The organism is Desulfobulbaceae bacterium (assembly GCA_013792005.1).
Lineage (GTDB): Bacteria > Desulfobacterota > Desulfobulbia > Desulfobulbales > VMSU01 > VMSU01.
This window is the reverse complement of the sequence record VMSU01000176.1, coordinates 1-17090: the sequence shown is the minus strand read 5'-3', so window position 1 is coordinate 17090 and position 17090 is coordinate 1. Positions and strand designations below refer to the sequence as shown.

Annotated in this window: 1 protein-coding gene; it reads right to left on the bottom strand. The window is 54.7% G+C overall.

Annotated elements, in window-relative coordinates:
* Positions 1–17090: hypothetical protein (locus FP815_11385; GenBank protein MBA3015535.1), on the bottom strand; the 17090-nt coding region annotated here is incomplete at both ends.

Below are 17090 nucleotides of genomic sequence, written 5' to 3'. Positions count from 1 at the left end.
TGTAAACGATGCTGCCGGTGTTGTTGTGATGGATGCCACCGATAGAGGCAGGAGTCACATCGGGATCAGCGACATTATGACAGGTCAGACAGGTGATGTCGGAGTGGGGGGCTGCGCCGTTACCCAGGGAGGCATCTCCATCACCGTTGGTTCCAACCTTGGTTGTGCCGCTGCCGCCGGATGCGGAGGTATGACACATGATACAGGTATTTTTGTGGATTCCTGCGACCACGCCCAGGCCGCCATCGTTATGACAACCGCTGCAGCTTGCGTGGGTAACAAAGTGGCCGGAGTTATGGCCGCCATGGGTGGACACCCTGTCATTGTGGCAGTCAAGACAACCAAGATTGGCGCCGGTGGCGATGGCTTCCTGCACGCTTACATAACCGCTCATATTTGTGGTTCTGCTGGAATCATGGCAAAGCGTACAGCTGCCTTGATGCAGGGCATAGATGCCGTTAACTCCTGACCATGTGTTGGCGAATAACGGATTAGCCGAATCTGTTCCGCCTTGTCTGTGGCAGGTGTTACAGAGAGCGCCCACGGACAGGTCGGTTCCACGGAGTGAGACTGCATGAGTTGTGCTGTTGTGTTGATTGTGACCGGCGAAGTAGGTGGTATGGCATGTGACACATTCGCCTCCCGTGGTCTTGCCTGTGGCGCTGCCAATAAGGATTCCTGTTGTGCCGTTGTGACAGCTCAGACAACCCTGAGAAGAATGGATCTGTCCTCCTCCCACAAAGGGGGTAGTGTTTGCAACATGGCAGCCGACGCAGTTGGCGGTAATCGGGGAGCTGGCTGTGTTAATCTTCACCGTGGTGCTGTGGTTATGGGTGTGGTTGGTGAAGTATGGACCATGACAGGCCTCGCAATCGCCACCATTGGCAGGCATTGATGTTGCCTTGCCATATGGGGAAAGCAGGGCTCCGGTGCTTGGGTTATGGCAGGTGCTACAGGCGTCATGAACCTTATTGTCAACAGCGCTTACTGGAACCGAGATGGAGGTGCCTGCGGTTGCTGTATGACAGGATGTACAGTTTGTTGATCCTGATACTTGGCTAGCATGATTGATAGTGCTGTGACTTAGAAAGTACTGTCCGTGGCAGCCGACGCAATTGCCCGCTTTCATCGCAATTACTGTGGCCGGTGTTCCTGGATTATCGGCGGTGGCAACGCTGAGTAAATGGCCATCAGAGCCATGACAGGTCGAGCAGGTGTCATGAATTGTGTTGTCTGTCGGGTTCACTGGGGCGGTGGTTGAGGAGCCTGCAGTGGCGCTATGGCATCTGATGCATTCGTCGGATGAGGCGATGCGAGGTCCATGATTGATGGTGCTGTGATTGCTGAAATAATTACCATGACAGTAACTGCAATCACCTTGGCCCATTGCCGACACCGTGGCTGGGGTTGTCGGGTTGTTGGCTGCAGCTACGGAGAGCAATAGTCCGGTAGACTGGTGACAGGTGGCACAGGAGTCATGGACCATGTTATCGCTTGGGCTGACCGGGATACCGGTAGTTTTGCCGGCGGTTGAGTTGTGGCATTTATTACAGTTTGCTGAATCGGCAACAGTGACGGTGTGGTCAGTGAGAGCCAGATCCACTCGCACAAGGACATCGGTGGTGGCGGTTTGACCGCCGGCATCCTGGATGGTGTACGTAAAGTGTTCAAGGCCGATAAAAGAAACGGCAGGGGTGTAACTTAGAGCCTGTCCCCCGTTTATAATCGCCAGTGAGCCGCCATTGGAGGTCGTTCCAGTTGATAGAATTGCGATTGTATCGCCGGGGTCGGGATCGGAGTCATTGCTCAGCACATTGATGACATTACCGGTACTGTTTATCGTGAATCCTGAGACATTATCATAAATTGCGATTGGAGCGTTATTGATGGCGTTATCCACCGTAATCGTCACCAGTGCGGTGGCAGTGTTTATGCCGTCGGTGATGGTGTAGGTAAGGAATTCAGCGCCAACATAGCCATTAGCGGGTGTGTAGGAGATGGTTGTGCCATTGATCAGTGCTATGCCGCCATTGGAGGGCATGCCTACTGATTGAATGGACAGGGTGCCACCATCGCTGTCCGAGTCATTTGTCAACACGGCGAGAGATTGGCCGGTGCTGCTATTCATTGGTACAGTAAATGAGTCGTTCACCGCAGTCGGTGCAACATTGGTCAGTGGGTTCAGTGTGGTCTGGGTCGCAGCCCAGTTGTTGATCTGATAAGTCAATACCGAGCCCTCTCCAGGAGAGGCTCCGGTAAAGATTACCACATACGGGTCATATCCTGCCGTGATCAGGGCATTGTCTTGTGCTTGGCAGCGGTAATTTGGTGATGACCAGGTGCAGGGATAATCCACATAGGTTCCCGAACCATTGAGCCGCATCTTGGGCATTCGACCATCAGCACCTACTTGGACGTAGATTCGAAGTCGGTCTGGGTCTCTGGAGAGATCCCATGAGGAGGTTCGGGAGCCTTGGGTAATGGTCCCTTTATTTGCTGGAGGCCAGGTGAAGGTAGTGTCTTTTACCGGTACAGTGATATCGCCATAGTTATTGGAGTGAATCCGGACCTGGTACGGCATATTGGCAGACGAAGCGATGATCGACCAGTTATTGTTGCCCATGTTGTTCATGGAGACATTGGCCGTAGTGCCGTAATTCATCCATAAGGCGGTGCTTAAGGTGTTTTTGACTTGAACGTGCAGCTCTGATCCGGGGTTGTTCTGGTCCCACTCGGCCGTCACGGCAATCAGATGATCCTTGGTGTTTTTGACGAAGGCGACTTTTGTCCCCTTATCAGCGGATATAAGTGTGACTTGGGGGAGGTAGGTCGGCTGGTTGACCTCATATTCCCAGCGGGCCTTGGTGGGTGACCACGTCATCGGTGTTCCATTGACATAGATTGGCACAGCCTCCAGTCCGTCGTTAATCGCCCAGATGGTCATGATCTTGGTAACTGGATTCCAGTCGGCCTTGGTCACTGAGATTTTTTCTCCGTACGGTCCTGGGGCAGTGAGGGTGTTGATGAAATAGGGAACATTGGTGTAGGGGCCGTCAGCTGCACCGAACATCGTATATGATACGGAGGGTAGTCGGTCTGCGTAGCCGCTGACAGGGTTGGTATAGTAGCTGCCATAGCCGCTGAGATAACGCCAGCTGATTAATTCTCCGCTTGAGAAGGTCATGCCGGGGTTGGTCCGGGCCATGGTCCTGGCACTGGCTAACGTGTCGTCATTAAGAGATATAAGAGATGTGCTGCCGTAATAATCACTTTGGCTAGCATACCGTTGGTAGTTGTTTGTTCCGGTTCTTGCATTGAAAGAAGTGCTGAATCTTCTGAAGGTTTCAAGGCCAGGGTGATAGAACAGAGCTATTCGTGGTAACATATTGGCGACATTGGGATTGGTTCCACTGTCATCTATGATTAAGCTGTTTAACACCGGTGGGCCGGAACCCTTGGCTGCATCTCCCAGGAAGCCGTGGAAAGGCTTGACTATCGGTGCGGTTGGGAAGCCAGGGTTCAACCCGGAGTGACAGGCGAAGCACGCCTTGTAGTCATAGATCTGGATCGGAGTCCCGCTGGAGTTGAAGTTGGGGATATTGTGGGTAAGGCCAACTTCTAAAGAAGTCGGTTGTGCTCCGGTTGCCTGAGTCAGGTCGAACTTTTTCACCTCGAGTTCGGTAGCAGTTGAGTTGATGTGGCAGAGTTTGCATGCCATCTGTTTTGGGGCGAAGGAACCGATGCCGCGTGGGGTGTGGCAAGCCGCGCAATCACCGGCCTGGGCCTGCGCCGTTTTATGGTGGAATGAGGTGTCGGTATGACAGGTACGACAGGTACCTCCAGCAAGTGGCAGGCCGGTGCGCAGGACTGGTGGCGCTACATGACAGAGGCCGCACTTGTTGCGATGGACATTAAGTACCATGTCATTAGTTCCTTCAGGGTCGTGACAGGTATTACATGGCGACTCCATGGTCACATAGCCTGAAACGGAGTGATCAGGTGGTGTCCAGTGGCCTGGGATAATGGCCATGGTGGCGGGTTTTGGTGGATCATCGGTTGAGGTGTTGATTCCGTTATGGCAGTCGGAACAGTGGATTGGGGTTCCGGTCTTACCGCTCGCGATCACCGACGCGAATCGGATATCACCATGGCAAGTGTAACAGGTCCAGCCGCGGTCATCGACATGATCGCTGACCACGTTGTCCTCATGGCAGCTATCGCACTGTTGGTCGAGGTCATCAAAGGAGACGGCGGCATCGTGCTGGGTGCGATGGAGAGTCTCGTTCTGAATACCATGGCAGTTCAGGCAGAAGACATCTGTTCCTGCCTGACCGGTGGCGATGGTGGTAATGATCGTTGGGTCGGAATTGTTGTGACAGGTGGCACAGCTCTTCCCATGGTTGGTGACGTGTTCGGTGACCATGTCATCGCTATGGCAGGAGGAGCACTCGGTGCTGTCTATTTTGGCATAGCTGTGGGTTACGGTTCCCGGTGCGATTTCTCGGGTTAGGTCGGATACATAGTGACTCTTGATCGAGGTGCCGTTCCCTGCCACAGAGGAGGTTACAGTTACAGTCTGTTCATAGGTAAGTGAAGGGACAGTCAACTCCCAACGGGTGGCGTAAGTGTTCCAGATCATCGCCTGATCAACCACCTGGGCTCCGTAAGTCAAGGTCAGGGTGGCATTCTGCAGATACTGGTTGGTGATAAATACCGTCAGTTCGCTATTGCCGGCTTCGTTCCAAACCGCTCTGGTGAATTCGAGTTTTTCCGGGAACGGGCCAGGCGTTGACAGGTTATTGAAATATGGCACGCTGTCGCTGCCGCTAGTGGAGCAGAGGCCTTCCGGGTCGTTGGTGGCAGGGATACATGGAACGCTGACATTCAGATGTGAGACAGAGCCCGTGTTCCATGGAGTAGCGCCGCGGCTGACGTTACGCATAAGGTTTCGGCCACGAGTATAGGAATCGGTGGACCGGGTCAGGTAGCGCAACCACTGGTACGGCATTCTGATCTCATTGCGGAATTCGTTGAAGATGTTTCGTCCCGGGGCGTAGCGCAGGGTGTCGAAGGGGAAGGTGTTGACATTCATCGGGTCAGGTGTTGGATATTCAATTGCCTTTGGTTTGGCGTGATGAAGTTGCCGGATTTGATGACAAGCCATGCATGACCCGTAGTTATAGATATCGATCTTTTGGTTGTTGGTGCTGGCGATGGTGTGGACCGGCGTTTGGGCGACCGTGGCGGCACCGGTGATATTGGCTGACTGTAGCCCATTCGGGAAGCTGATTGTTGCAGTCAAGGGACTTGGTGTGTTGGTATAGTAGTTGTTTTTATAGACCACCAGGCCGGTGCCTGTCTTCTCAACATGGCATTCACGACAAGCCATCTGGTAGGGGAGAGGACTGGGCAGCGCTGTATTGTAGGTCTGTTCCCAGCTTGGGCGAGGATCGGCGTGGCAGAAGCCGCAGTCACCTTGTTGGGTATGGGCGTTGGTGTGATGGTCATAGGTGTGGCAGGTGGTGCAATCGACCGGGGTGCCACTGCTGATACCAGCCTCGATGGCATTGATTACCGGCGGATCCTGACTCTTGTGGCACATGGAACAGTCCACATTGTGGATTGCTACGATTTGGTCGTAGGTGGTGTTCGGATGACAGGCATTGCATGAGGGTGTGCCGGTCATGGTGGTGTGGGTCGGGCCATGGTGGGTTCCGTGGCAGTGCATGCAGTCGCCGGAGGTGATCCCCGCTTTTAAGGTCGGCGGGGAGGTGTGACAGAGGGTGCAGTTGCCAAGGTGAATGGTGTTGACGATGTTGATTCCGTTGTGACAGACCTGACATTGAGGAGAGTATTTGATTGTGCCATGGCTGCCTCCGCCCGGATGTCCCGATGCCTTTTCCACATGACAGGTCACGCACTCCTTGGCGCCAGGCGTGGCGATGATCTGCAGGATGGAAATACCGGTGCCGATGCCGCTCTCCCTGGTCGCCGTATGACAAGTGTCGCAGGAATTTAAACCGGAGGCGGTAATATCATGCAAGGTATTGATATCGACCATGTCGGTCAATGGACCGTGACAGGCATTGCAGGTGCCGGTGATGCTGATTGAGGCATGGTTTATGCTCAGATCATGATCTATGAGGTGACACTCGGCGCATGTGTCGGGGTTGCCGTCGTTGATCGCGGATGTGACTTCAGGGCGAGCGCTGGTATGGCACGTGAGGCAGGCGCTGATAGCTCCGGAATGGACTGTCTCAATACTATTCCAGGTGGCAAGAGTACCATGACAGCTGTCGCAACCTGTGTCCGTGGTGATATTGTGGGCCGGATTATGGGCAGCGTGACACTCGGCACAGGTGTCGACGCTGCCGTCATTGATGGCCGCAGTCACTTGCGGTCTTACGCTGGCGTGACAGGTGTTGCAGGCGCCAGGGCCATTAGTTGCTACATCATGCAAGGATTGAATGGCCGACCACGTGCTCACGTTACCATGGCAGTCCGAACAGCTGGTGTTGGTGCCGACATTGTGAGTCGGACTGATCGGGGTGTGAATGGTAACAAACTCTGGGCCATGGCAAGTAGTGCAGGTGTTTGGGTTGCCGAAGCCTGGATCCAGATGGCCATGGCCATAGGCTAAGCTCGCTGCGGCTAGGGTGTAGTCACCGTTGCCTGGGTCAGTATGGCAATGAGTGCAGGTGCCATTATGGGTCGTACTGATCGGTTCAATGGCTGCTGTCTCATGGCAGGCACTGGTTACACAGGTGGGTGTCGTCTGTAAATAGCCTGTTGTGACATGATTCATGTGTTGGATTGGAGCAGCCTTATCCTGATGGCAGTTCAAGCAGTTGGTCGGGTTGGCGGCAAAGGTGATGACATCTTGAATGGTGGTGCCGACCTTGAAGCCTGGGTTGATATCCCGGGTGGCATTGTGGCAGGTTCCGCAATTGTTAAGGTGAGTTAACAGAACATTAGGCCAATTGCCGGCATGATGGCAGTTGGAGCAGGGTTGGCCGTTGGCCTGACCGAGGTCGGTAAGTGGATTAATATCAACATTATGGTCAATTGTGCCACCGGTCGAGCCGTGATCGTGACCAGAGAAGTAGGAACTGTGGCAGTTGATGCATTCGCCGGTGCCGTTGACGGCGGAACCGATACGGGCTCCAGTGCTGGTGTTGTGACAGGTCTGACACCCCCCTGTCATATGGACTTCTCCACCAGCGGTGAACGGTGGAATGGTGGCACTGTGGCAGCCCACGCAGTTGGCTGTGATCGGTGTCGCTGTGACGTTGACTGCTACCGAGGAGGCATGACTGTGAATGTGGCCATTGAAATAGTTGGCATGACACTCGATACAGCTGCCACCGTTTCCTCCATTGATAGTGGCGTCGCCATGGCCGTTTATCCCTAGTTGTTGATTTCCGTTGGCTGGGTCATGGCATGAGGTACAGGAGGCATGCACAGAGGTGATGATGTTGCCGGTATGGCAGTTAATGCACAAGGGGGTCGTAGTAACAGTGGTGGCATGAGAGTGGCTGTGGGCAGTAAAGTACTCGGTGTGGCATTGAGAGCAGGTTGCTCCACGGAAAATGGTGGTGACCTCCGGCCGGTTTGCGGGATTTTCCAATGCTGGTGGCGAGGTGTGGCAATGCGAGCACTTGTTGGTGTGCACCTCAAATGGACTGTTTGCAGGATGACAGACGGCAACGCAGGTCGGGTCGTCAAGGATGATACCTGCTCCGGTGGCTGAGTGATCAGATGGCAGATGGATAGCCGGGGCCAATTTGTCTTGGTGACAGTTCAGGCAGTTGATGGTTCCATGGTTCGCGGTCGTAATGACCATAGCTATTGTGGTTCCTGTCGGTGCTGCCGGATTGATATCACGGGTTGAATTGTGGCATGTGGTGCAGATACTCAGATGGGTGGTCAGGATATTAGGCCAGTTCTGGACTGAATGACAATTGGAACAAGGTTCAGAGTCAGCTTGACCTAAGTCGGTTGCCGGGTTGATCTGGATCGAATGGTCAATTGTGCCCCCTGTTGAACCATGATCGTGGCCGGAGAAATAAGCGGTGTGGCAGTTCTTGCATTCGCCGGAGCCGGTGACTGCAGATCCGATGCGCGCTCCGGTGGATGCAGCGTGACAAGTTAGACAGCCGCCTGTGCTATGGGCTTGGCCAGCGCCAACGAACGGCGAACTGGTTGCGCTGTGACAGCCGATGCAGTTTGTTGTAGCTGGTGTGGATGAGACATTGACCGTAACACTTGCGTCATGATTGTGGGTATGGCCGTTAAAGTAGGCATTGTGGCACTGGGCGCAGGTTCCTCCTGTGCCGCCGTTAACCGTGGCGTCACCATAGCCGTTAACACCAACCCAACGGGCTCCATTGTCCGGGTTGTGGCAGGTGCTGCAGGTGGTATGGACGGTAGTAGTGATGTTTCCGGCATGGCAGGTTACACAGAGTGCTGTTTCAGTTATTGATGCCGCATGATTGTAGGTGTGGGCTGCAAAGTACGTGGCATGGCAGCCGCTACAGGTAGCGCCTCGGACGATAGTGGTGGCCTTGGGCCGGTTAACCGGATTTTCCAAAGACGGTGGTGAAGTGTGGCAGTTGGTGCAGCGGTTGGTGTGCACCAAGAGGGGGCTGCTCGCTGGGTGACAGAGAGCGACGCAGCTTGGGTCGTCAAGGATAATGCCTGCCCCGTTTATAGAGTGATCAATCGGCAGATGAACTGCTGGCGCTGTTTTATCCTGATGGCAGTTCAGGCAGTTTACTGTGGTGTGGTTAGCGTTAGCTATCACCGTTTGGACCGTAGTCCCGATTGGGGCGGTAGGGTTGATGTCACGGGTTGAGTTATGACAGGTGGTGCAGATGCCGAGATGGGTCGTGAGAATATTGGGCCAGTTCTGAACCGAATGACAGTTAGAGCAGGGTTCGGAGTCGGCTTGACCCAAGTCGGTCATGGGGTTGATCAAGATGGTGTGGTCAACCGCTCCACCAGTAGAACCGTGATCGTGTCCGGCAAAGTATAAGGTGTGGCAGTTTTTGCACTCTCCAGTCCCGGTGGCGGCGGAACCGATACGGGCCCCGGTGGAGGCTGAGTGGCACGTCTGGCAGCCATTGGTTTCGTGGACCTGGCCGGCAGCAATGAACGGCGAGATAGAAGCGGAATGACAGTTTATGCAGTTTTCGGTCGCCGGGGTTGATGAGGTATTTATCGCAACCGAAATGCCGTGGTTGTGGCTGTGGCTAGTAAAGTAGCTGGTGTGGCATTGAGCACAGGAGCCGCCGTTGCCGCTATTAACTGTGGCGTCACCATGGCCGCCCACACCGATGCGCCGAGCACCTGTTGCTGGGTCATGACAGGACGCGCATGATGTATGGACTGTGGTGGTGGCGTCGCCGGTATGGCAGGAAACGCAAAGGGGTGTGGCTGTTACCGTAGTGGCGTGGCTGTGGCCGTGAGCATTGAAATAGGTGGTATGACACCCGGTGCAGGTGGCGCCGCGGAGAATGGTGGTGACGTGGGACCGGTTGATTGGATCTTGCAGAGCTGGTGGAGAGGTGTGGCAGTTGGTGCATCGGTTATTATGAACTGCCATTGGGTTGTTGGCAGGGTGGCAGAGTGCCACACAGGTTGGCTCATCCTGGATGATGCTAAGTCCAGTGGTCGAGTGATCCGTTGGGGTGTGGGCGCTTGGCGCGGCTTTATTGGCGTGGCAGTCAAGGCAGTGGATGATTCCGGTGTAGCTTGAGATTACATATTGAACTGTGATCCCAGCCGGGATGGTTTGATTGATATCACGGATCGCATTGTGACAGGTTGTACAGAGGTCGAAATGGGTGTTCAGGATATTGGGCCAATTCTGGATTGAGTGGCAATTCGAGCAGGGCTGCGAGTCAATTTGTCCCAGATCGGTAGTCGGGTCGATGGCGACAGAGTGATCTATTGAACCACCGGTTGAGCCGTGATCATGGCTGGTAAAGTAGGTGGTGTGGCAGTTGATGCATTCTCCTGAGCCATTCAAGGCTGAGCCGATCAAGGCTCCGGTTGCGGAGTTGTGGCATGTTTGACAGTTGTTTGCGGCATGGACCTCACCGGCGCCGATAAAAGGCGATGCCGTGGCAACATGGCAGCCCGAACAGTTCACTGTGGTAGGCGTCGTTGCCACGTTCTTTTTTACCTGGATGCTGTGGTCATGGTCGTGGCCGTTGAAATAGGCGGTATGGCAGGTGGCGCAGGATCCTCCATTGCCGCCGTTGACAGAAGCATCACCGTTGCCGTTGACTCCGATAATCCGAGCACCGTTGATGCTTGAGTGGCAAGTAAAGCAGTTGTTGTTGTGGACTGTGGTGATGGTGTTGCCGAGATGGCAGGTCGCGCACAGCGCTGTGCTGGTTACGGTTGTTGAGTGGTCATGCCCGTGGGGACCGGTAAAGAAGTTTGCGCCGTGACAGATGATACACTGGGAGTTTGGGGTAATTGCGATCGCCAGCGGTCTGTCGGCCGGATCTTGCAGGGCAGGTGGTGAGGTGTGGCAATCTCCGCACTTGTTGCCATGGACTGCGATCGGATTGTTGGCCTGATGGCAGCCGACACAGAATGGGGTGTCGAGTACATGACCGGTGCCGGAGAGCGAATGGTCGATATGGAGGTGAGGGGCCGGTGCGCTCTTGTCCTGATGACAATTCAGGCAATTGACGGTCGTTTGGTTGGCGTTCAGGATCACCATCGGAACTGTGGTCCCGGTTGGTTGACTTGGGTTAATGTCACGGGTAGCGTTATGACAGGTGGCACAAAGAGAATGATGGGAAGCGAGGATATTCGGCCAGTTCTGTACTGAGTGGCAGTTTGAGCACGGCTGAGAGTCTGCTTGGGCGAGGTCGGTGGTCAAGTTGATTTGTATGGTATGATCAACTGTGCCTCCGGTGGTGCCGTGGTCATGTCCGGTAAAGTGACCGCTATGGCAGGTGATACATTCACCTCCGCCAGCAATTGCCGGAGATTTGAGTGAACCGTTGGTTGTTGTGTTGTGGCAGGTGGCGCAGCCATTGATCCCATGGACTTGGCCTACTTCGATAAACGGAGTGGTGGAAGCGGAGTGACAGCCGATGCAATTGGCTGTTGCCGGTGTTGGTGCCACGTTTTTCTTGACTTGGGAGGTATGATTATGATCGTGACTTGCAAAGTAGCCGTTATGACATTGGATACACGAGCCGCCGCTTCCTCCATTGATTGTAGCATCGCCATTTCCGTTGATGCCAACGATTCGAGCCCCGTTGACACTTGAGTGACAGGTAAAGCAGCTATTGTTATGGACCGAGGTAATAATGTCGCCGGTGTGGCAGGTCTGGCACAGGGCAGTGCCGGTGACGGTTGAGTTATGGTTATGGCCATGGGGGCCGGTAAAATAATTTGCGCCGTGACACCCGATACAGGGCGAATCAGGGGTGATGGCTATGACCCGTGGCCGGTTGGCTGGGTCTTGCAGTTGAGGTGGTGTCGTGTGACAGTTACCGCACTTGTTGGAGTGGACTGTCATTGGAGAACCTGCCTGATGACAACCAATACAGAGTGGGGTGTCAAGGATATGGCCGAGGCCGGCAGCAGAGTGATCCGAATGGAGGTGGGTAGCCGGCGCCGTCTTATCCTGATGGCAGTTTAGGCAATTAATCGTGGTCTGATTGGCATTGGTAATAACGGTAGCGACCGTAGTGCCGGTAGGTGATAGCGGGTTGATATCACGCACCGCATTATGGCAGGTGGCGCAACCGCCAAAGTGGGTGGATAGAATATTCGGCCAGTTCTGAATTGAGTGGCAGCTTGAGCAAGGCAGCGATTCGGCTTGTCCGAGATCGGTTGTCGGGTTGAGGAGGACTGTATGGTCAATGATGCCGCCGGTTGAGCCATGGTCATGACCGGTAAAGTAGGTGCTGTGGCAGGCAACGCACTCACCTCCACCAGGGATAGCCGGAGATTTTAGGGCGCCGTTAGTTGTCGTGTTGTGACAGGTGGTGCAACCGTTAGCTGCATGAACTTCGCCAATGCCGACAAACGGCGTGGTGGTGGCGTTGTGGCAGTTCACACAGTGGGCGGTGGCAGGGGATACGGCAACGTTTTTCTTGACCTGAGCGGAGTGGTTGTGGTCATGGCTTGCGAAGTAGCTGCTATGGCAATCGGCGCATGCGCCTCCATTACCGCTATTAACTGTGGCATCGCCGTTGCCGTTGGCTCCGACTATCCGAGAGCCATTGATGTTCGAGTGACAGGTAAAGCAACTATTGTTATGGACTACGCTGACAGTATTGCCGGGATGACAGGCTACACATAGCGGAGTGGCAGTTACGGTCGTGGTGTGGTCATGGCCATGAGTAGTGGTGAAGAAGCTAGCCCCGTGACAGACAATGCACTCTGAGTCAGGGGTAATGGCAACTACCAGAGGTCTGTTGGCTGGGTCCTGCAACATGGGTGGGGTGGTGTGGCAATTGCCGCATTTGTTGGAGTGGATAGCCATTGGGTTTGCCGCAGGATGGCACCCGACACAGAACGGGGTGTCAAGGATATGGCCAAGACCAGCCGCGGAGTGGTCGATATGGAGGTGTATTGCAGGTGCGGTTTTATCCTGGTGGCAGTTTAAACAATGTACCGTGGTCTGGTTGGCATTGGCAATCACCATCGGGATGCTGGTGCCTGTGGGTTGACTAGGGTTAACATCACGACCGGCATTGTGACAGGTGGCGCATCCGCCAAAGTGAGTTGTTAAGATGTTGGGCCAGTTCTGGACTGAATGGCAATTTGAACAAGGTTGGGAGTCTGATTGCCCAAGATCTGTTGCCGGGTTGATCATAACGGTGTGGTCAATAGCGCCACCGGTATTTCCGTGATCGTGGCTGGTAAAGTAGCTGCTGTGACAGCTGATACACTCACCGCCGCCAGCAATTGCCGGGGATTTAAGAGAGCCATTGGTTGTTGTGTTATGACAGGTGGCGCAACCGTTAGTGGTATGGACCTCTCCATTGCCGACGAATGGTGCGTTGGTGGCTATGTGACAGCCGATGCAATTGGCTGTTGATGGTGTAGTGGCCACGTTTTTCTTGACTTGGGCGTTGTGATCATGAGCGTGACTGTTGAAATAGCCAAGGTGGCACTGCGCGCAAGTCCCCCCATTACCGCTGTTGATTGTGGCATCGCCATTGCCGTTGACTCCAACTCTTCGATTACCGTTGGCTGGGTCATGACAGGATGCACAGCCGGAGTGGACCGAAGTGATGAGGTTGCCGGTATGGCAGTTTACGCATAGGACGGTGGCAGTGACAGTTGTTGTGTGATTGTGGCTATGGCTGTTGAAATAGGTGGCATGGCAGCCGGAACAAGTCGCTCCTCGGATGATTGTAGAGGCCCAGGGTCGGTTTGCTGGGTCTTCCAATGAGGGTGGGGCGGTGTGGCAGCTGGAACAACGACTGTTGTGGACGGACATCGGGTTATTTGCCGGATGACAGACCGCGACGCAGGTCGGTGTGTCAAGGATGATGCTCAAGCCAGCTGCTGAGTGGTCAACAGAACCATGGGCAACAGTGGCGCCTTTATTTAAGTGGCAGTCGAGGCAATGGATTGTACCTGAGATGTAACTGGCGATAACATAGTTGACAGTGACCCCCACCGGTGCCGCAGGGTTGATATCCCGATTGGCATTGTGGCAGGTGGTACAGACTCCGAAATGGGTGCTTAAGATATTGGGCCAGTTCTGTGCCGAGTGGCAGTTGGAACACGGTTGGCTATCGAGCTGACTGAGATCAGTGGCTGGATTAATGGCTATGGCGTGATCAACGGTTCCGCCGGTTGTGCCGTGGTCATGACCGGTAAAATAGGTGGTATGACAGTTTTTGCATTCTCCCGTGCCGTTCAGGGCTGAGCCTTTAAGGGCGCCCGTGGTCGAGGTGTTGTGGCAGGTGGCACAGGCGTTAGCCGCATGCACTTGGCCCGCACCTACGAAGGGGGAGGCGGTTGCGCTGTGGCAGCCTGCGCAGTTGACCGTTGTTGGGGTCAGCGCCAGGTTCTTGGCGACAGTGGCGTTGTGGTCGTGATTATGGCTGTTAAAGTAAGTGGCGTGACAGGAGGCGCAGGAGCCGCCATTGCCACCGTTGATTGTGGCATCGCCATTGCCGTTGATGCCGACGATCCTGGCGCCGTTGGCACTGGAGTGGCAGGTAAAGCAGTTGTTGTTGTGGACCGTTATGATTGAGTCGCCGGTGTGGCAATTGACGCACAAGGCAGTGGCTGTGACGGTAGCAGCATGGTTGTGTCCATGTGGTCCAGTGAAGTAGGTGGCGCCATGGCAGCCTATACACTCGGAGTCAGGGGTTATTGCGACCACTCGTGGGCGGTTAGCCGGATCTTGAAGTAGCGGCGGGGTAGTGTGGCAGTTGCCGCATTTATTTGAATGAACTGTCATGGAGTTGCTGGCGGGGTGACAGCCGACACACAGTGGAGTGTCAAGAATGTGGCCAAGGCCGGTTGCTCCGTGATCGATATGGAGGTGGGTGTTTGGCGCAGTTTTATCCTGATGACAGTCGAGACAATGGATCGTTGCTTGATTAGCATTGGCGATTACCATTGCTACTGTGGTGCCGGTGGGTGATTGCGGGTTAATGTCGCGGTTGGTGGTATGGCAGGTGGTGCAGCCACCAAAGTGAGTAGACAGGATATTCGGCCAGTTTTGAACCGAATGACAATTAGAGCAAGGCTGTGAATCGGCCTGACCCAAGTCGATAGCTGAAATGATTTGCACGGTATGGTCAACCGCCCCACCAGTCGAACCATGGTCGTGACCGGTGAAGTAGGTGATGTGACAGGTAACGCATTCACCTCCACCAGCCACAGCTGGAGCTTTCAGGGTGCCATTAGTCGACGTATCGTGGCAGGTGGCGCAGCCCTTTACGGCATGAACTTGGCCGGCGCCGATAAAGGGTGAGGTTGAGGCGATATGGCAGCCTACGCAATTAACAGTGGCCGGAGTACTGGCCGTGTTCGTATTGACCTGAGCGCTATGGTCATGATCATGGCCGTTGAAATAAGCAATGTGGCAGTCGGCACAGGTGCCCCCGTTGCCTAAATTGATAGTAGCGTCACCGTTGCCGTTAGCCCCCACGATTCGGACACCGTTGACGCTGGAATGACAGAGGTAGCAGTTGTTGTTGTGTGTCGAGCTTACCGTTTCGCCGCTGTGGCAGGTGATACAGAGCGGAGTCGTGGTGACGGTAAGCGAATGGTCATGGCCATGGGTCGTGGAAAAGAAGTTAGCGCCATGGCAGACAATACACGCAGAGTCCGGGGTGATATTGACAACAAGCGGTCTGTTGGCTGGATCTTGAAGCTGCGGCGGGGTGGTGTGGCAGTTCCCGCACTTGCTGGAGTGTACGGCCATTGGGTTGTTGGCCGAATGACAGCCGATACAGAATGGGGTGTCAAGGATATGGCCTAAGCCTGATGCGGAGTGATCGATGTGGAGGTGAGTATCAGGCGCACTCTTGTCGCGATGACAGTGTAAGCAATGTACGGCTGCCTGGTTAGCATTGGCAATAACCATGGGCACGGTAGTGCCTGTAGGCGTTACTGGGTTAGTGTCGCGGGTGGCGTTGTGGCAGGTGACGCAGCCGCCGAAGTGGAGCGTCAGGATTTCAGCAAAAGTGCTGATTGTGTGGCAGTTGGAGCATGGTTGCGAATCGGCCTGGGACAAGTCACTGATTGGGTTGATTTGGACGGTGTGGTCGATAGTTCCGCCGACGAATCCATGGTCGTGACCATTAAAATAGGTAGCATGGCATGAGACGCACTCGCCTCCTCCGGTTATAGCTGGAGCTATGAGGCTGCCGTTGCCTGCCGTATTGTGGCAGGTGGCGCAGCCCAGTGCTGCATGGACTTCGCCAGTGCTGACGAACGGCGAGTTAGTTGCCGTATGGCAGCCTGTACAGTTGGCAGTTGTAGGAGTAGTGACAACATTTTTGGTAACTTGGGTTGAGTGGTTGTGGGTATGTCCGGTAAAGTAGTTGGGGTGACACTGGGTGCAGGCGCCGCCGGCGCCGCCGTTGACCGTGGCGTCACCATGACCACCCACACCTACGATTCGTGAACCGTCAGCGGAGGAGTGACAGAGGAAGCAGCTATTGTTGTGAATAATGCTCACAGTGCTTCCAGAATGACAGTTGATGCATAACGCTGAGTCTGTGATTGTTGCCGTATGATCATGTCCATGGCTGGTGGTAAAGAAGTTAACGCCATGACAACCGACGCACTGTGAGTCTGGAGTAATGGCGAGGACCAAAGGTCGGTTGGTTGGATCTTGAAGTTGTGGTGGGGTGGTATGGCAGTTACCGCATTTGCCTGAGTGGACAGTCATCGGGGCATTAGCCGGATGACAGCCGATACAGAACGGGGTGTCGAGAATATGGCCTAGACCGGTGGCTGAATGGTCAATGTTGAGATGGGTGCGGGGAGCCATCTTGTCTTGATGGCAGTTGAGGCAATTGACAGTGGTCTGGTTGGCATTGGCGATGACCGAAGCTATCGTGGTGCCAGTCGGTTGGCTCGGATTGATGTCGCGGGTGGTGTTGTGGCAGGTGGCACAGCCCCCGAAGTGGAGGCTCAGGATCTCGGCAAAAGTGTTGACTGTGTGGCAGTTTGAGCAGGGTTGGGAGTCGGATTGTCCGAGATCAACGGCCGAGTTGATTTGTATTGTGTGCTCGGTGGTTCCGCCAGAGACACCATGATCGTGGCCGGTGAAATAAGCGCTGTGACAGCTGACACACTCGCCACCGCCAACTACGGCGGGGGCAATTAGCTCTCCGTTGATCGTTGTGTCGTGACAGGTGACGCAGCCTTGAGAAGCATGAACTTCACCTAGCGCAATAAAGGGTGATGTGATGGCGCTATGGCAGCCGGTGCAATTGGCGGTGGCAGGGGTAACTGCAACGTTCTTAGCTACTTGATTTGTGTGGCTGTGGGTGTGGCCGCTGAAATAGGCAGGATGACATTCAGCACAGGTGCCGCCTATGCCGCTGTTTACAGAGGCATCGCCACGACCGTTAGCG